The organism is Glutamicibacter sp. NPDC090743 (genome assembly GCF_044769125.1).
In the GTDB taxonomy this organism is placed as follows: Bacteria; Actinomycetota; Actinomycetes; order Actinomycetales; family Micrococcaceae; genus Glutamicibacter.
This window is the reverse complement of record NZ_JBIVXE010000001.1, coordinates 630,845-645,662: the sequence shown is the minus strand read 5'-3', so window position 1 is coordinate 645,662 and position 14,818 is coordinate 630,845. Positions and strand designations below refer to the sequence as shown.

The 14,818-nt window shown below is 54.9% G+C and carries 21 protein-coding genes and 1 tRNA gene; 12 read left to right on the top strand and 10 right to left on the bottom strand.

What is annotated here, in order from left to right:
* Positions 1-76: 76 nt before the first annotated feature.
* Positions 77-583 (bottom strand): redox-sensitive transcriptional activator SoxR, encoded by a 507-nt coding sequence (gene soxR / locus ACIQTS_RS03190; protein ID WP_332486867.1) that lies wholly within the window; start codon positions 581-583, stop codon positions 77-79.
* 132 nt (positions 584-715) lie between these two features.
* Here soxR and ACIQTS_RS03185 point away from each other — a divergent pair, with 132 nt between their 5' ends.
* On the top strand, positions 716-1,222 hold the full coding sequence (locus tag ACIQTS_RS03185; protein WP_400288066.1) for a flavin reductase family protein: 507 nt from the start codon (positions 716-718) through the stop codon (positions 1,220-1,222).
* 68 nt (positions 1,223-1,290) lie between these two features.
* On the opposite strand, the gene ettA is transcribed toward ACIQTS_RS03185, so the two are convergent.
* The 3 genes from ettA to ACIQTS_RS03170 all read right to left on the bottom strand — a co-directional run bounded on the left by ettA (position 1,291) and on the right by ACIQTS_RS03170 (position 4,392).
* Positions 1,291-2,973 (bottom strand): energy-dependent translational throttle protein EttA, encoded by a 1,683-nt coding sequence (ettA, locus tag ACIQTS_RS03180; protein ID WP_105661447.1) that lies wholly within the window; start codon positions 2,971-2,973, stop codon positions 1,291-1,293.
* Positions 2,974-3,086: 113 nt separating this feature from the next.
* On the bottom strand, positions 3,087-3,536 hold the full coding sequence (locus tag ACIQTS_RS03175) for a single-stranded DNA-binding protein (protein WP_402471175.1): 450 nt from the start codon (positions 3,534-3,536) through the stop codon (positions 3,087-3,089).
* A 91-nt stretch (positions 3,537-3,627) separates the two neighbouring features.
* On the bottom strand, positions 3,628-4,392 hold the full coding sequence (locus ACIQTS_RS03170) for a lysostaphin resistance A-like protein (RefSeq protein WP_400288070.1): 765 nt from the start codon (positions 4,390-4,392) through the stop codon (positions 3,628-3,630).
* Between ACIQTS_RS03170 and ACIQTS_RS03165 the strand changes: the two genes are divergently transcribed.
* Complete coding sequence (locus ACIQTS_RS03165) at positions 4,391-4,609, top strand: hypothetical protein (RefSeq protein WP_400288072.1); 219 nt, start codon at positions 4,391-4,393, stop codon at positions 4,607-4,609. The two genes, ACIQTS_RS03170 and ACIQTS_RS03165, sit on opposite strands and share 2 nt — an antisense overlap.
* Positions 4,610-4,629: 20 nt before the next feature.
* Positions 4,630-4,703, top strand: a tRNA-Arg gene (locus ACIQTS_RS03160).
* 114 nt (positions 4,704-4,817) lie between these two features.
* Here ACIQTS_RS03160 and ACIQTS_RS03155 read toward each other — a convergent pair.
* Together ACIQTS_RS03155 and ACIQTS_RS03150 are read right to left on the bottom strand one after the other, a co-directional pair.
* Positions 4,818-6,164 carry a tyrosine-type recombinase/integrase gene (locus ACIQTS_RS03155; protein WP_402471173.1) on the bottom strand — a complete coding sequence of 449 codons (1,347 nt, stop codon included), beginning with the start codon at positions 6,162-6,164 and terminating at the stop codon, positions 4,818-4,820.
* Between the two features lie 79 nt (positions 6,165-6,243).
* Complete coding sequence (locus tag ACIQTS_RS03150; protein ID WP_402471171.1) at positions 6,244-6,645, bottom strand: ImmA/IrrE family metallo-endopeptidase; 402 nt, start codon at positions 6,643-6,645, stop codon at positions 6,244-6,246.
* Between the two features lie 198 nt (positions 6,646-6,843).
* Between ACIQTS_RS03150 and ACIQTS_RS03145 the strand changes: the two genes are divergently transcribed.
* The gene (locus tag ACIQTS_RS03145) at positions 6,844-7,716 is read left to right on the top strand and encodes a DNA adenine methylase (RefSeq protein WP_402471168.1); all 873 of its coding nucleotides are present in this window, start codon (positions 6,844-6,846) and stop codon (positions 7,714-7,716) included.
* On the opposite strand, the gene ACIQTS_RS03140 is transcribed toward ACIQTS_RS03145, so the two are convergent.
* The 3 genes from ACIQTS_RS03140 to ACIQTS_RS03130 are packed head-to-tail and all read right to left on the bottom strand — an operon-like array spanning position 7,706 to position 10,571.
* Complete coding sequence (locus ACIQTS_RS03140) at positions 7,706-8,803, bottom strand: hypothetical protein (protein WP_402471165.1); 1,098 nt, start codon at positions 8,801-8,803, stop codon at positions 7,706-7,708. The two genes, ACIQTS_RS03145 and ACIQTS_RS03140, sit on opposite strands and share 11 nt — an antisense overlap.
* Complete coding sequence (locus ACIQTS_RS03135) at positions 8,772-9,863, bottom strand: ParB N-terminal domain-containing protein (protein WP_402471162.1); 1,092 nt, start codon at positions 9,861-9,863, stop codon at positions 8,772-8,774. The genes ACIQTS_RS03140 and ACIQTS_RS03135 overlap by 32 nt, the downstream gene beginning before the upstream one ends.
* 3 nt (positions 9,864-9,866) lie before the next feature.
* Positions 9,867-10,571, bottom strand: coding sequence for a hypothetical protein (locus ACIQTS_RS03130; protein WP_402471160.1), 705 nt, complete (start codon positions 10,569-10,571; stop codon positions 9,867-9,869).
* Between the two features lie 206 nt (positions 10,572-10,777).
* On the opposite strand from ACIQTS_RS03130, the gene ACIQTS_RS03125 reads away from it, so the two are divergent.
* Positions 10,778-11,083 (top strand): helix-turn-helix domain-containing protein, encoded by a 306-nt coding sequence (locus tag ACIQTS_RS03125; RefSeq protein ID WP_402471158.1) that lies wholly within the window; start codon positions 10,778-10,780, stop codon positions 11,081-11,083.
* Positions 11,084-11,145: 62 nt separating this feature from the next.
* On the opposite strand, the gene ACIQTS_RS03120 is transcribed toward ACIQTS_RS03125, so the two are convergent.
* Complete coding sequence (locus tag ACIQTS_RS03120; protein ID WP_402471156.1) at positions 11,146-11,364, bottom strand: hypothetical protein; 219 nt, start codon at positions 11,362-11,364, stop codon at positions 11,146-11,148.
* A 169-nt stretch (positions 11,365-11,533) separates the two neighbouring features.
* On the opposite strand from ACIQTS_RS03120, the gene ACIQTS_RS03115 reads away from it, so the two are divergent.
* From ACIQTS_RS03115 to ACIQTS_RS03085, 7 genes are read left to right on the top strand one after another with little or no spacing between them, the layout of a single operon-like run.
* Positions 11,534-11,821: a helix-turn-helix domain-containing protein gene (locus ACIQTS_RS03115; RefSeq protein ID WP_402471155.1), complete on the top strand. Its 288-nt coding sequence runs from the start codon at positions 11,534-11,536 to the stop codon at positions 11,819-11,821.
* Entirely contained in the window at positions 11,809-11,994 is a 186-nt protein-coding gene (locus tag ACIQTS_RS03110) for a hypothetical protein (protein ID WP_402471153.1), read from the top strand. The genes ACIQTS_RS03115 and ACIQTS_RS03110 overlap by 13 nt, the downstream gene beginning before the upstream one ends.
* Complete coding sequence (locus ACIQTS_RS03105) at positions 11,991-12,305, top strand: hypothetical protein (RefSeq protein WP_402471150.1); 315 nt, start codon at positions 11,991-11,993, stop codon at positions 12,303-12,305. Before ACIQTS_RS03110 ends, ACIQTS_RS03105 begins: the two co-directional genes overlap by 4 nt.
* Positions 12,298-12,753, top strand: a complete 456-nt coding sequence (locus ACIQTS_RS03100; RefSeq protein WP_402471147.1) for a hypothetical protein — start codon at positions 12,298-12,300, stop codon at positions 12,751-12,753. The genes ACIQTS_RS03105 and ACIQTS_RS03100 overlap by 8 nt, the downstream gene beginning before the upstream one ends.
* Positions 12,750-13,049, top strand: coding sequence for a hypothetical protein (locus tag ACIQTS_RS03095; protein ID WP_402471144.1), 300 nt, complete (start codon positions 12,750-12,752; stop codon positions 13,047-13,049). The genes ACIQTS_RS03100 and ACIQTS_RS03095 overlap by 4 nt, the downstream gene beginning before the upstream one ends.
* A gap of 5 nt (positions 13,050-13,054) precedes the next feature.
* Positions 13,055-13,264 carry a hypothetical protein gene (locus ACIQTS_RS03090; protein ID WP_402471141.1) on the top strand — a complete coding sequence of 70 codons (210 nt, stop codon included), beginning with the start codon at positions 13,055-13,057 and terminating at the stop codon, positions 13,262-13,264.
* Positions 13,265-13,307: 43 nt separating this feature from the next.
* Positions 13,308-14,816 (top strand): ParB/RepB/Spo0J family partition protein, encoded by a 1,509-nt coding sequence (locus ACIQTS_RS03085; RefSeq protein WP_402471139.1) that lies wholly within the window; start codon positions 13,308-13,310, stop codon positions 14,814-14,816.
* The last annotated feature ends 2 nt before the right edge of the window (positions 14,817-14,818 follow it).

The following is a 14,818-nucleotide window of genomic DNA, read 5'->3' as shown; positions in this document are numbered from 1 at the left end:
GGAGTTCGAGGCGGCGCCAACCGAAGGCGCCAGAGGATATCGGAATTTCAAAACAGGTAATGTTCTGCCCCTCCGGCTACATGGACTGCTCCCCGGCATCTGCGGGTGCTTCCAATCGCCGCGCGCCCACACCTTCACGCGCCAATTGGTCTTCCGGATTCAGGAGGCTGCAGGCCTGCATCGACAGGCAGCCGCATCCAATGCATCCCATAAGCCGATCTTCTAATTCCTCGATGGCACGCCGCCTCGCTTCGAGTACTTTCTTCCATTCCTCTGTCGCGCGAAGCCAGTCTCTTTCCTCGGGGATTTTTCCCATCGGCACTGGTGCCAAAGCACGCTTGATGTCGCTGAGTGGGATGCCCAACTTACTGCCGACACTGATCAACGAGATACGACGCAGCAAGTGGCGAGGATAGCGTCGCTGATTCCCCGCTGTCCGCATGGAAACGATCAGCCCAATATCTTCGTAATAATGCAGTGCAGATCTGGCCACACCAGTGCGTTCGCTAACCTGCCCGATGCTTAGCAGTTCACGCCCGGGAAAATCTTTTTCGCAATCCCCAGATTCCGCTGTGTGAAGCATCACCACCCCTTTCCTTGACCTCAAGTTTACTTGAGGTCTTAGGGTGGAAGTATTCAAAGTTGTTGGCAAAAGCTCGGGCTTTTGCATCAGTTACTGGAGTTTTATTCCAACTCCAGGCAAAGGAGCGGCTCAGTGAGCGAATTATCAGATGGATTCCGTACAGCCTTCCGTCACCATCCTGCTGGAGTAGCAGTGATTACTGCAGCGGTCGACGGGGCATTCTACGGTTTAACTATCTCTTCCCTCGCTTCACTTTCCATTGATCCCGTTGCCGTTTCGTTCTCGCTGGCCAAAGAATCCGGCGCTGCCGGCGCTGTGCTAGCAGCATCGAGTTTCGTGATCCATATGCTCGGCGAAGACCAGCACGAGCTGGCAAATAATTTCGCGCGCCCGGGTGCCCCACGATTTACCAGCGATCAACATTTCCGGGTCTTGCCCACCGGCGAGCCACATTTCATCGAGGCTCCCGTTGCTTTCCGCGCCAGTATCCACTCCTCCATCAGCGTTGGAGGCTCCCGCCTGATTGCTGCTGAAGTCCATGCGGTACTCTTCGGGCATGCGCAACAGCAACACCTGCTTTACCAGGATCGCGAGTATCTGAAATTGTCCGGATTGCGTGCCGATTCGACGACGAGCTAATTGAACGATGCCTCCTGCGGCATAAAAATAGCCGCCACAAATGTGGCGGCTATTTTCATGCCCGTGGATTAGTCGCGGGTCAGGCGACGGTGGGTAACACGGTGCGGCTTAGCCGCGTCGGCACCCAATCGTTCAACCTTGTTGCTCTCGTAAGAGTCGAAGTTGCCTTCGAACCAGTACCAGTTCGATGGGTTCTCCTCAGTGCCCTCGTACGACAAGATGTGGGTCGCGACTCGGTCCAGGAACCAACGGTCGTGGGAGACCACTACAGCGCAACCCGGGAACTCAAGCAGCGCGTTTTCCAACGACGACAGGGTTTCAACGTCCAAGTCGTTAGTAGGCTCATCGAGCAGCAACAGGTTGCCACCCTGCTTGAGGGTCAGCGCCAGGTTCAGACGGTTGCGCTCACCACCGGAGAGAACACCTGCCTTCTTCTGCTGGTCTGGGCCCTTGAACCCGAACGCCGAAACGTAGGCACGCGATGGCATCTCAACTTGACCGACGTTGATGTAATCGAGGCCGTCAGAAACGACCTCCCACAACGACTTCTCTGGGTCGATATTTTCGCGATTCTGGTCGACATAGGAAATCTTGACCGTGTCGCCGACCTTCAGGGTGCCACCGTCAAGCTCTTCCATGCCAACGATGGTCTTGAACAGGGTCGACTTGCCGACGCCGTTGGGACCAATGACACCCACGATGCCGTTGCGCGGTAGCGAGAAGGACAGACCATCGATCAATACACGATCGCCGAATCCCTTCTTCAAGTTTTCGGCTTCGATTACCAGCTGGCCCAGGCGCGGGCCTGGCGGAATCTGGATTTCTTCGAAGTCCAGCTTGCGGGTGCGCTCGGCTTCCGCAGCCATTTCCTCGTAGCGCGCCAGACGAGCCTTCGACTTAGTCTGACGGCCCTTGGCGTTCGAACGAACCCACTCGAGTTCTTCTGCCAGACGCTTAGCAAGCTTCTGGTCTTTCTTGCCCTGAACTTCCATGCGCTCGCGCTTCTTCTCCAGGTAAGTGGAGTAGTTGCCCTCGTATGGGTGCAGGCGACCGCGGTCAACTTCACAGATCCATTCGGCGACATGGTCCAGGAAGTAGCGGTCGTGGGTTACGGCCAGCACGGCGCCCGGGTAAGATGCCAGGTGCTGTTCCAGCCACAGTACGGACTCTGCGTCCAAGTGGTTAGTAGGCTCATCGAGCAACAGCAAGTCCGGCTTCTGCAGGAGAAGCTTGCACAGTGCTACACGTCGACGTTCACCACCGGAGAGGTGGGTAACTTTCTCGTCGCCTGGTGGGCAGCGCAGCGCGTCCATTGCCTGTTCGAGCTGATTGTCAATGTCCCAAGCGTCGGCAGCGTCAATCGCTTCCTGCAGCTTGCCCATTTCTTCCAGGAGCGTGTCGAAGTCGGCACCGTCCTGTGCCATCTCTTCCGAGATTTCGTTGAAGCGAGTGATCTTTTCATAGATCTCGCCAACACCTTCCTGGACGTTGCCCAGGACGGTCTTTTCTTCATTCAGTGGGGGTTCCTGCAGCAGGATGCCTACCGAGTAGCCCGGTGAAAGACGCGCTTCACCGTTGGAGGGAGTATCGATCCCCGCCATGATCTTTAGGATCGTTGACTTACCAGCACCGTTGGGTCCCACGACGCCAATTTTGGCACCGGGGAAGAACGACATGCTGACATTGTCAAGGATGACTTTGTCGCCAACGGCCTTGCGAGCCTTGGTCATCGTGTAAATGAATTCCGCCATGTTCTTAAGGCTAGTCTGTTGCGGGGGTCATTTCCGAATCCACACACCACTATTTTGGGTTGGTGGTGCCCGGATTCACACGAAACCCTCAAACACCACCAGAACACGCGTCTTCAGGCCGCTTCCCCATCCTCGCTTTGCCAGCTCGCTTCAGTGTCGGACGAACGTGACGGGTGCTGCACACGCTCCATTTCGCCGGTATCTGTCCGTACACGGTTGAAGGAACTCGTTCCAAAACGCAGATCGTGACCAATTGAATAAGCCTCGATATCTGCGCTATTCCCTCGCGAGCCATCTGCTCGTTCGTATTCTCGGATCTGCAACTTTCCGAAAATCATTACATGGTCGCCTTGCCCCAGGGATTCCATGGAATTCTCTCCCAGGGCACGGAACGCCGAAACCGCATACCAATTGGTCGGCCCGTCGACCCACTGCCCTGTTTCAAGATCGCGTTTTCGCTCATGCGTCGCTACTCGGAATTTCAAGATGGAAACGCCCTTGGGCGTAATGCTGAGTTGAGGTTCCGTTCCGACAATTCCGCGGATTGTCACAAGATCGCTCATTGGACTGCCTCCTATTGGATACAAATGGCAGAAGCCTTTTCTGCCATTGAATCCGATGATGGCGCACCGCAAGATCCGGTCGGACGCAAAGTCAACGGCCTGTGGATAAATCTTTAGCCCATTGAGGTTTGAATGCGCCTTTCAATAGCATGGCGGCTATGACGGTTCCTGGCAAGATCCAGCCGGACCAACCCATGATTGATGCTTTTGTTGCGTCCAAAGGAACTCCCATCACCATAAACAGTGAAACCAATCCCACGCTGGCGTTGAAGGCTCCATGCGCCAAAGCCGCTGGCCATACGGAATCACTGTAGGTACGCAACCAGCCAAGGAAGGCGCCAAATACGGTACACATGCCGCACATAGCCATGACTCCCCACGCGCCCGTAGCCATCGGATAGTTGTAGCCCAGAAGCACCAATGGTGCATGCCAGATCCCCCAGACGACGCCGGATACAAGAATTGATACAAGCTGCCCATAAGGCTGCAGGCGAATCCAAAGCCATCCCCGCCAACCAATCTCCTCTCCTAAAGCAAACAAGGAATTCATGAGGCCAGCGACAACTATCAACCCCACCTGTCCGAGAAGGTAGATTGTCGGGCCTTCCTGGCCGGAGACAACGCGCAGTACGGTGAAATTCTGCAGATCACCAGGGAAGACCCCTAGCCATGTTCCGATGAAGGGCGCTTGAAGTATGAGCCCGAGCGGAATCCCATAGGACAGCACCAGTGCGATGGCAAACTTCCCCGGACGCTTGATTGGCCAGAGCCCAACCTCGGAGCTGAAGCTCGTTAGCCGGCGTTCGACAATGGCAATCACTAGAGCAGCGATGGTCGGGGTAAACATCATTGCCATGGCGATTCCTGGAAGCTTGGCATCATTTATGCCTTCTCCCATCCAAAGCGGCAACGCTACGGCCCAAGCTAAAACCACGCTTAGCAGACAGAAGCACACGATGCTCAACACGCTACCGATTCTCAATTTCGGCAACTTAACTACTCCTAATCAGATGATGATCTACATTCGCTTCTCCAGCCTATCGGCCTCAAGTCGTATTTTTGGTGATCAATGAGCTAAACTATTTTCGGTTATGCCTCCGTAGCTCAGCTGGATAGAGCAAGAGCCTTCTAATCTCTAGGTCGCCGGTTCGAATCCGGCCGGGGGTACAAAATACAAAACCGCCGTTCACTTGGCAAAACAAGTGAACGGCGGTTCTTTTTTTGTGACTAAAATTGAGGCAACTCGGGCTCTTCCACCACAACACCACCACAATTTTGGTTTCAGGTGCCCCCGCCCAGTCGCCTCTTGCGCATATCCGCAAGCGAGATGATATTGCTTTCCGGCTCCGGATCCGGAGTCCAGTGATTCGTGAGCTTCTTCGCCACATCATCGTGCATCTCGTCCAGCACGTGCTGATACCTGGTCAGCATGGAGACCTGCGACCAACCAAGGATTTCCATCACCACTCGAGGGTCGATGCCCAATAGCAGCAGCGTGGTTGCAGCCGTGTGCCGGCCGTCGTGCACACGCCCATTAGGAACTTCCGCTGCAGCCAAGAAGTCCTTCCAGGCCTGCCAATCGGCTCGATGGTCGACAGGCTGCCCGTTCGTCCGACTGAACACCAGATCATGTTCGGCCCCTACTTGGTCGACGTAGGGCCCCCAATCTTTTGAACGTTGCAGCGACTGCACCTCGCGGTGCTCCTTCAAGGCAGCAACCAGCTGCGCGGGGATCGGCAGACTACGGTTACCGGCATCGCTCTTCGGCGGGCCAGTGAAGAAGCCGCCACCGTGACGTGACGGACAGTTCGAACCATACCGCCGGCCGCAGGAATCTCCGCACCCATGCTTCCACGGCAACGAATACACCTCGCGCACCAACTTAATCCGCGCCGATTCCAGATCCACGTCAGACCAGGACAAACCCAGCGCTTCCCCCTGCCTAGGGCCAAGGGTCAGATTCAGAATCCACCGCGCCCCATCATCCATACCCGTAGCCAAGGCAAGCATCCGACGCACTTCCTCCGTCGTGTAAACCTGAGGCTCAAAATTAGACTTCCCAGATACTTCAACACGCAACACCGGATTCTTCGCCATTACACCGCGATTTACTGCCACATTCAGCGCTCGCCGGAGGACTCGGTGCAGTCCGTGGATGGTGCTCGGTGAGAGCGGGTCGGACTTGGAGCCGCGGCTGGTCGTGCGCTGGCGACTCCCCCGTGCGTCCCGGTACAAAAGGTCGACGTCGGTGGGCGTAAGCTTATCCAGGCGTTTGCCAGCGATCCTGTGGCGTCGCACGTAGTTATCAACTTTGGAGCGATGGGCGTTGATTGTTCGCTCCTTTATGGTGCTCGGAGCTATGACATCGAGATAGTGATCCAGCCATTCGATTAGCCTCGGAGATCGGCTCAGGACTACGGATCCATCAGACACTTCAAGCAGCGCGGTTTTGAGTTTGGCCGCGCATTGAGCCTTCGTGGATCCATAAACGGATTTCCGGATGGGTTTTCCACTTGGAAGATAGCCGGCGACATAGTTGGCCTGCCACGAGCCGTCTTTGCGAAGCCGTGGTGCAGTGCCTTCGTTATTACTCCGCTTCGACCTGATTGGCTTATCTGAGGTGCTCATATTTCTTCCCTCCTTGGGGAAATTTTGCGCGCCAATTAGTGCCCATTGGCGCGATTGGTTACGAGATGTGGATTTGTGGTTAGGCGATGTACTCGCCGGGTGGCCAGAGGGCCTGGATCTGGTCTCCATCCAGGGTGGCCAGTCGGTCCAAGATGACTTGTTCTGTTACTCCGAGTTCCTCGGCCATTTCGACCGGGCATCGTGACCAGCCTGCAACTTCCTGCAGGCTCTCAAAGCTGACAAGGAAGCGTGCTACTTCCAGACAGACTTGCCGTTCGACGGCCGGCGACTGGCAACCGTCGTGGCCGTGCTGGATATGGATTGCCTCGTGCGCCAGGAAGCACTTACGCTCCACTGTTGTGAGTTTCGGGTCAATCCAAATGCGCCGGCCGTCAGTGGCCGCGACTATGTCCGGGTACGGACGATTCCAAATAATAATGACGTGCGCGAAGGAGCGCAGCATGCCCCATACTTTCTGCATACCAAGAACTTTAGTTCGAATATATATTCGATATGGAACTGGTGGCTAATGTGTCGGAGTGACGCCACGACTCCCCTAGTGCAGATCATGTGCAATCATTCACACCAGTCAACCCGGATTGTGAACAATCGACAATTCGATGACACAGGTTGAGAATGGTAGGGTGGATAAGTTGCTTTCTAGGGCTAGGGAATTATTGTGACGATCATTACCAAGCGCGAGATGGGTGCCAGTCCACTTCGCTACCCTGGGGGAAAGTCTGCATTGACCGGGTTTATTCAGCAGACAATTGACGCACTTTGCCTAGATGATGCAACCTATGTCGAGCCCTATGCTGGCGGAGCTGGCGCCGCCTTAGCATTATTGGAACGTAACGCAGTGGCGAAGATTGTAATCAATGATCTCGATCCTGCAATTTTCGCGTTCTGGGATTCCGCGATCAATCGCACTCAAGAATTTTTGGAAATTTTTGATTCTACAGATCTCACCATTGAAGAGTGGGATAGGCAAAAAGCGATTTATAAGTCAGCGGATATTTCAGAGTCGACGCGTCTCGGTTTCGCCACCTTTTTCCTTAACCGCACCAATCGATCTGGCGTTTTGAATGCTGGTGTTATCGGAGGGCGTAGTCAAGAGGCTAAAGACAAAATTGGCGCTCGATTCAACAGGGAAAAGTTACGGGCCAAAATAGAATGGCTCGGACAGGAACGCGGCAGGATTTCGGTGACTAACACCGATGGGTTGGAGTGCATTGGGCAGTACCTTTCTGACCCTGACGCATTTATCTATGCAGATCCTCCTTACTTTGAAAAGGGAAGCTACCTATACCTCAACGCTTTTGGCGAAGAGGATCATGAAGATTTAGCGAACCTGCTGTGTGCGAATCCCAAAGGAATGTGGATGCTCAGCTATGACATGGTTCCACAAATTACCGAACTATATAAAGACCTACCTCAGCGGGCATTGTCGCTAAATTATTCAGCGCATCGCACCGGAACCATGGACGAACTCCTCGTAGTTTCAAAGGCCGTCGCGCCCATGGTTGCCGAATTCGGTTTTGTTATTCCCTAGCTTGCTTTATGGCTTTTACTGACCATTCGACTATTTTGCGAATACAGTACTGGATATCTTTGTATTCATAGCTTGCTGATCGCCCGAACTGGCCAGTAAGTTCTGTTAGTCGGAGCCTATCTACGATCAAGCCGAGTTCCCCGTCCAAGCTGGAAATACTTGCCGAGACACGATCTTCGTACGAATATACGTTGTCCTCCCCTATGCCGTCGTTGGCAACCCTTGGGATGAAAATTGCGATCAGTGGATGGGCCGCTGGTGCGCTCTTAAAGAAGGCTTTGAATTTCCCAATGTTTCCGTTGACAGATTTTTCTTGCCAATCATCGCCACTCGCAACTTGACCGTATAGAACAATTCCAGAAGGTCGCCCATCCTTGAATGTTCTCCATGCGATCAAATCGATCCCGCCGTCTTTAACTGAATTCGTGCTACCTACGCTCGGCGGACGTTGATCAACTGGAATCCCCAGGCCCATTTGGTCAGACAAGTTGCGTACTGCATCCAACATGTTTGAACGATCAGGGCGAGGGAAACCCATCCAGAACGCTTTTCCGCCAAGCAGCTCGGCCGCGCTGATATATGCCAATGCTTGAAAGGCATTGCCGATCCCTTGCACTACCGAAGAAGTCCTATCGAAATTTAGAAGTTCGCTTCGCGCGCAAGTCATTAGTAGACACGCAAGGTAGCATTTGTGTGCACCGGAGATCTCAGGAGAGATTCGTTCCTTCATTTCTAGTGACCAACCAGAGTTTTTCGAAACTATCGAAAATGGATAAAGATCACCTAATAATTGCGAACGGCTCTCCAGCTCCTCAAGGATGAGTTGGCACTTTTCCTCAGAGACGTTGTCGGAAACACTGGGGTCGTTATCAAAATCGATGCCTATGCCATCATCCAGATCATCTTGATCAATAATTTCAAGATCATCTCCCGGTTCAGACAGAATGCGCTGAGCAGAAATAATCCGCCCGTTCGTCATAGGGCGACCTTCAATCAAGACGGAAAGCTCGACCCAGTCGGCACCCCGCGCGCGGGTTGCGCGGGGGCTGAACACACTAACCATCGATACCGCCGTCAGAAGCTTCATTCAAAGCTCTTCGGTATCGTCTGCTCACCTGCGCGCCGAGCACGTCGATAGTGTCCGCAATATCCTGCATATTCTGGTAAGAATCCGAACTACCGTCGTAGCCAGGGACGGCATCGAGTGCTTCTTTTGCAGACTTTCGGAGTCGAAGGATAGATTTTGAAAACACGTCCGAGCGATCAATGACCATGGTGAACGCGTATGACAAGTCGTTCTCCTGATTCAGAGCACTAGTTGCTCGGGAATCTCCGAGAATTTTGACCAGCTTGCCCAAGTCTGGATTCTGTGTCCTGACAACGGCAGCCTGGCGTCCCTGTCCGTAAAGCCATGTCATCAATTGAACTAGATTCTCAGTGTGATCCGCAGGTATGGGAGCCTCTGTTAGCACTTCCTTGGCACTCACTTCATCGATACCTAGGAACTTTCGAACACTGGGCGCTGGAAGTGCTGTATAGAGGTGTGAAAAATGAAGGTTCTTCTTTTCAATCTCATGGCGGTCAAACCCTGAGTGTTCAGCTTGATGCAAAACCGAATAGGCATTTATCAAACGTGAAACGGTACTGTGACTGTCACCGAGTTTCTTGCTGATCATGTTGAGATCGGGTGAAGCCGTGTACCATTCGTGCGCAAACTTCGCCTTCGCGTAAGAATCCCACCTAAAAGCTCCATTGATATGCTTGAACCCGATAAACTCACGCGCAGCTTCGCGGGAAGCTACTAAGTTCACATGCAATTTTTCGGGTTGAGCCTCGGCGTGAATCTGTTTAGGTGGATAAACTCCTACCAATTCCTGAAGCCGACGATCACGGATGATCTTCAATGCAGCTAGTCGGCGGTTACCCTCAATAACGACATTTTCGCCACCCTCAATAGTCACGATCAACGGTTCGAAATTGATCCAACCCGCATTTGAGATCGAATCTACGAGCTCACCCAAATCAGCGTTCTGAGCCAAAGTCTCAAGCGCGGTATCTTGATCGGGCATGTCCACGTCCGGTAAACGTGGATTCCTGCGGTCGAGAACTAGCTCGTCCAAAGGGATCTCTTGGAGAATCATTTCCATAAGTTAGCTCCTTTCATTGTCATCGTAGAGGTCTTCGTAATCTTCGTTGCTCTGACCGGTTTCTTCGTCGAGCTGCTCGCGCTTGGTCTTCACTTTTGGGTGAGCGGCAAGCTTATCGCGTGGTGGTACTGGGATACTCCTGGCTTCGTCGCCATGGCGTTCCGTGATGCCGTAACCAGCGGACTCGTCCGCTTCGATGGCCTGCTTTAGGCGAAGCTTCGCGATTGCTACTTCGGGCGAATCTGGCAGCTTCATCTTCTGTCCAGGGCGAGGGTCACCCTCGGGCGCCACCGCTCGCAGTGCTGGAGTTTCGCTTGCTTGAGATTGGCTTCGTTGTCCATCAGTGCCACTTTCCGCGTCACGCATCGCGGATACCAGAGACAAAACTAATCGCTGGTCCCGGACGCTTAGATCCGTTGAATAGCGAAGCGAATTTTCCAGAGAAGCATCCTGGGCGTCCATTTGGACTCCCATACTGGCGACAGCTGCATAAGCAACCGCCTGCTCCGAGACACCAAGCACCGACGCGAGTACTTGAATTTGACTCGCTTTGATTGCAACCACGGGTTCAATCTTCAAGCGGGAAAAATTCGAGTGCTTCATCGAGTAGCCGTTTCGCTCAGCCACCCTCTCCATGTCGCGGGTTGACCAACCTTCACGGTCTTGCGCTGCCTGGATGAGGCGGCCGAGTGGGTGTAATTCGTTCACAGCCATAGTCTTTCCGGATCGCATGGACACGCGCAAACAGTGCGGACACTTCTTGTAAGCATGTCGTGGACACTAAGAACTCTAGCTATAAATTGCGAAGAATGCCCGAATCCACGCGGTTCTAGGTAAATCCGTAAAAAAAGAGTGGACACTAGGGGGTGGTTAATGTAATGATTATCTGGACACTTGGAAGAAAGGATAGTACAGTGAAGGTCGTAAAGTTCCCGATCCAGTTAGGAGATATCTGGATGAAACTCAAGGACAGGAAGAAGCTCCTGACCATCATGGAGATTCAGGAGGTGTCTCGTCGCGAACTCGCCAGCATTGCGGGATGGAAGTCGCATAGCTATATGAACCGCCTCTGCAATGGCGAGGTCGACACTTTACAGCCAGAGCCAGCATTGCGAATTGCGAAATTCCTAGGCGTGGCCGTAGATGATCTCTTTTTGACCAAAGTGGAAGAAAAGAGTGGCCAGTTGGAAAACAAGTCGGGAAGGGTGCGTGCGGCATGAGCAATCCCCAGGAAAAGGAAATGCCCCCAGCAGGTGCAACTGCTGAGGGCAAGTCCAGGAACTTACATGGACAGATCGGAAGCGGTGAAAGCGTCCCAATCATGGAAGCTAATCCCGATGCCACGGCTGATGGCCAGCGTGTTCAAGTCCCCGTCGGGGTCCTTGATGGTGATGGTCGTGAATTGGTCGTTCTTCAACGCATCGAAAACACGTTGGCGGACATCCGCAAACTCATCCTCGGGCAAGTTGTAGATATCCCCGGCGTAGCGAATGTGTCCCATGAAGTTTCCCTCTCAGTAGGTGGTGCACCGTCTGGTGCGGGTGTTGGAACCTCTGAGTCTACCGAGAGGGTCTATCAGTCTTACGGGACAAATCTAGAAAAGCCCCCAGCAGGTGCAACTGCTGAGGGCGACGAAACCAAAACTAACCGCTAAGAAAGGCGTGATTTCAATGACCAGTGTAGTCAAGTTTCCACAGACTCGCAGGGGCGAGCGTGTGGTGGATGTTGAACCAGGGGTGCCGACTGAGACCAGACCGGTCCGGTTGCTCTACTCGGTCGTCGAGGCTGGTGAGCTGCTCTCGGTGAGCAAGCAGACCATTTACGACCTGATCGATCTAGGTGAACTGCCCAAGGTGATGATCGGCCGGACAGGCAAGACGATCCGTGTCGCTGCCAAGGATTTGCAGGCGTACATCGATAACCAGCGTGTGGAGGTGCAGCACTCGTGGGCATTGTAGCTACTCGCATTCGGCCGGAAGCCGCTGCCCGACTGTGCGGGTTCTGCGGTATCGAGCTGAAGGAAAACAAGAGGGCTCGCGGTTCGGAGCGCGACAAGTACTGTGCCGAGCATCGCGGTGAAGCTGCACGCTTCGGATGGTGCGAAGGACGCAAGCCAAGGAGCAAGAAGTGAACGCCATCATGTGGATCTTGTTCGGCGCTGCCTACCTGGTATTCCTCGGAGTCCTTGGCTCGGGAATGTACTTCTTCATCACCGGGGCGAAGGCCAACGAGAAGTCCGCTGAGCTGAAGCAGACGCAGGTCGAGGCAGGCCGGGCAATGCTCCGGACGCAGGAAGTCGCTAATCGGGTCGCCGACGAGGTCGGTAGGAAGCTCGCCTCGGCAAGCGGACTCGAAGGTATCGATATCGGGTTCACCCCCAACGAAGACGGACCGTGCCAGTGCGGCAAGTGCAAAGCAAGAAGAGGAGAGGGCGATGTCTAAGTCTTGGTTCCGGAAGAATCACCAGTCGGAGAACCCGGCGCGTATCGCTGAGGCGCATAACGTCGTTGCTCGCCAGGATGCTTACGACCGTGCGAAGGAAGCCACCGTTCACTTGCTGATTGCTTTGAAGCAGTGGCCAGGGTTCGACTCCACAGGCAACATCAATGGGGTCATTGACCACACGCTGGTGAATATTGACCGCTTGGACGATGCCCTCGACGAGCTGCGAGACCAGATTGACAAGCTTCGTGGCCAGCAGGTGGCGGAGATGGTACAGCGCTCAGGGCATCCGTCCATGCGATCGCCTGAAAACATGATGGTCCAGCCCAGTGGGCAGACTATCCGCGTAACGCTGGGCGGCTCGATGGTGGCCACGCCGAAGTCTGTCGCCGATCAGGTCACCAAGAAACTCGACGAGGTCTTGAACCAGAAAGGCATAGTGCTGTGAGCCGGGTCGAGGGCCGCGTGGTGATCAATCCGAAGGGCTCCGGCCGGCCGTCTGCATCATTGCATGCCTCCTGGCTGGAATCGCCAAAGACTGATCGCGCCAAGGCCGCTAAGGCAACGGTGAGCGCGTGGGCGAAGAACAAGTACCGAGGGTGCAACGTCTACGTCGAGGTCGGCACCGTCGCGGACGGCGACAACGGCATTGGCCACTTGCACGTGAACGGTTTGGAGATCGCTGATTTCTCCGCGGTGCTCCTTCCTCCCCCGGTGCCGGCTCAGTCCTTGTTTGAGGGGTGATTCCCATGAGTCCTGCAGACGTTCTTCGTTTCGCGGTCCGCCGCATGTTCTGGGTCCATATGCCGACCATCGGGTTGCTCTTGCTGCTCTGCATGCTGACCGCGCAGATGCCTTCCGGTTTCAGTGGCTTGTGCGCTATCGCAGCGTTCGGCTGGGTAGTCCTGGCTGTTGGCGACTGGGTGGCATCTGACCTTCGCGCTTTCCGCGCCGCATAACTGTTTTCTTTCCAATCTTTTGACGCACTAGAGGTGTATTTTCTTGGCTAAATTCAACGGCAGACTTGAAGTTCTTGCCCTTTCCGCTGTTCACCAGCACCCCGATAACATCCGCGAGGACTTGGGCGATCTGACCCAGCTGTCCGGCGAGATCAAGTCGCTGGGCTTGCTGAACCCGTTGCTCGTTTACCCGCACCCGGACCGTGAAGGCGACTACGTGGTGCAGGACGGCAACCGCCGTCGTGCTGCTGCCGCGCAGGCCGGCCTGACCGAGGTTCCGTGCGTGGTTCTTCCAGAGCCCACCGAGGAGCGTGGCGCTCGCGCTGACATCGAGACGATGTTGACCACTGGCCGGAACCACCGGCCGCTGTCCGAGGCCGAAGTATCCAAGGGCATCCAGGGTTTGCTGGATCTTGGCATGGACATCACGACCGTGGGCAAGAAGTTCAAGATGTCGCGCAAGGAGGTGCAGGCTCGCGCAAAGGTCGCCCAGAAGAACGACGGCGTTTCCAAGGCTTACTCGGCCGGCCGCCTGAGCTTGGACGCGGTACAGCGCTTGCAGGAGCTGGAAGAGAAGTCCGATATCCCGAACCTGTACGAACGCGCCGTGGAACGCATCGAGGACATGCCTAACGGCGCCAGCGTTGAGACCGTTGAGCGCGTCATTACAGAGACTGAGATGTCGATCAAGAAGTCACAGCGCGTGGCGGAGCTGAAAGAATTGGACGCCAAAGAAGGCGACTACGAGATTTCCTACAGCAGTGGTTGGTCAGCCGTTGAGGACGAGATGACCGACGAGGAGCATGTTGCCGCCGGCCACAAGTACCGCTTCAACTACCGGGACCCGGAGCCGGTTTGGTACGCGAAGCAGAAAAAGGCGAAGCCCGAGCTGACCGAGCAGGAGAAGCGCGACAGGGAGACGCAGAACAAGCTCAAGAGCATGCTCAAGATCGTGCAGCGCTCCCGAATCGCCTTCATCAAGAACGCCTTCGAGACCGTGAAGCCTTCGGAGTCGTTGGCGAAGGACGCTATCGCAAAGCAGATCAACTCCGTAGTCCGTTACTCCGAAGAGGGTCGCACCATTCTTGGCGACGTGGTGGGCATCAAGCCCCCAGAGTTTGACGGCACGCCCGCTTCCAGCGAGCTCTTGGATCGCTGGAATGACGAAATGCACAAGCATCTGGTGCGCCAGTCGCTGGCTTATCTGGGCATGCTGCTCGCGTTTGCCGATCAGGTCAGCGTCGAGGAATCGCTGGGTAAGCTGTCGGGCTTCGAACGCTCGGGATTTGAAAACCACCGGCACGGCTCTCGCTGGAAGAGCGCTCACGATTACTACAACTTCCTCACTGAGCATCTCGGCTACGAACTCGACATCGACGAGAAGCTGGCCATGGAGTACTCGGCCATGAACGAGCCCCATCGCAATCGTGAACTGGACTTGGTCCCCCTCCCTGACGAGGTCACCGCGACTTGTGGTGGCTGCAATCAGGAAGTAGTAGCGGATTCCGAGTGGTCGGGCCTGTGTGTCGACTGCGATGGCGAGAACGAGTAGCC

Excerpts from the sequence above, each read along its gene's own strand:
- soxR (WP_332486867.1), bottom strand. The coding sequence starts at position 583 with ATGCTTCACACAGCGGAATCTGGGGATTGCGAAAAAGATTTTCCCGGG.
- ettA (WP_105661447.1), bottom strand. The coding sequence starts at position 2,973 with ATGGCGGAATTCATTTACACGATGACCAAGGCTCGCAAGGCCGTTGGC.
- ACIQTS_RS03175 (WP_402471175.1), bottom strand. The coding sequence starts at position 3,536 with ATGAGCGATCTTGTGACAATCCGCGGAATTGTCGGAACGGAACCTCAA.
- ACIQTS_RS03165 (WP_400288072.1), top strand. The coding sequence starts at position 4,391 with ATGGCGATTCCTGGAAGCTTGGCATCATTTATGCCTTCTCCCATCCAA.
- ACIQTS_RS03170 (WP_400288070.1), bottom strand. The coding sequence starts at position 4,392 with ATGGCAATGATGTTTACCCCGACCATCGCTGCTCTAGTGATTGCCATT.
- ACIQTS_RS03155 (WP_402471173.1), bottom strand. The coding sequence starts at position 6,164 with ATGAGCACCTCAGATAAGCCAATCAGGTCGAAGCGGAGTAATAACGAA.
- ACIQTS_RS03150 (WP_402471171.1), bottom strand. The coding sequence starts at position 6,645 with ATGCAGAAAGTATGGGGCATGCTGCGCTCCTTCGCGCACGTCATTATT.
- ACIQTS_RS03140 (WP_402471165.1), bottom strand. The coding sequence starts at position 8,803 with ATGAAGCTTCTGACGGCGGTATCGATGGTTAGTGTGTTCAGCCCCCGC.
- ACIQTS_RS03135 (WP_402471162.1), bottom strand. The coding sequence starts at position 9,863 with ATGGAAATGATTCTCCAAGAGATCCCTTTGGACGAGCTAGTTCTCGAC.
- ACIQTS_RS03120 (WP_402471156.1), bottom strand. The coding sequence starts at position 11,364 with ATGGGACACATTCGCTACGCCGGGGATATCTACAACTTGCCCGAGGAT.
- ACIQTS_RS03115 (WP_402471155.1), top strand. The coding sequence starts at position 11,534 with ATGACCAGTGTAGTCAAGTTTCCACAGACTCGCAGGGGCGAGCGTGTG.
- ACIQTS_RS03100 (WP_402471147.1), top strand. The coding sequence starts at position 12,298 with ATGTCTAAGTCTTGGTTCCGGAAGAATCACCAGTCGGAGAACCCGGCG.
- ACIQTS_RS03090 (WP_402471141.1), top strand. The coding sequence starts at position 13,055 with ATGAGTCCTGCAGACGTTCTTCGTTTCGCGGTCCGCCGCATGTTCTGG.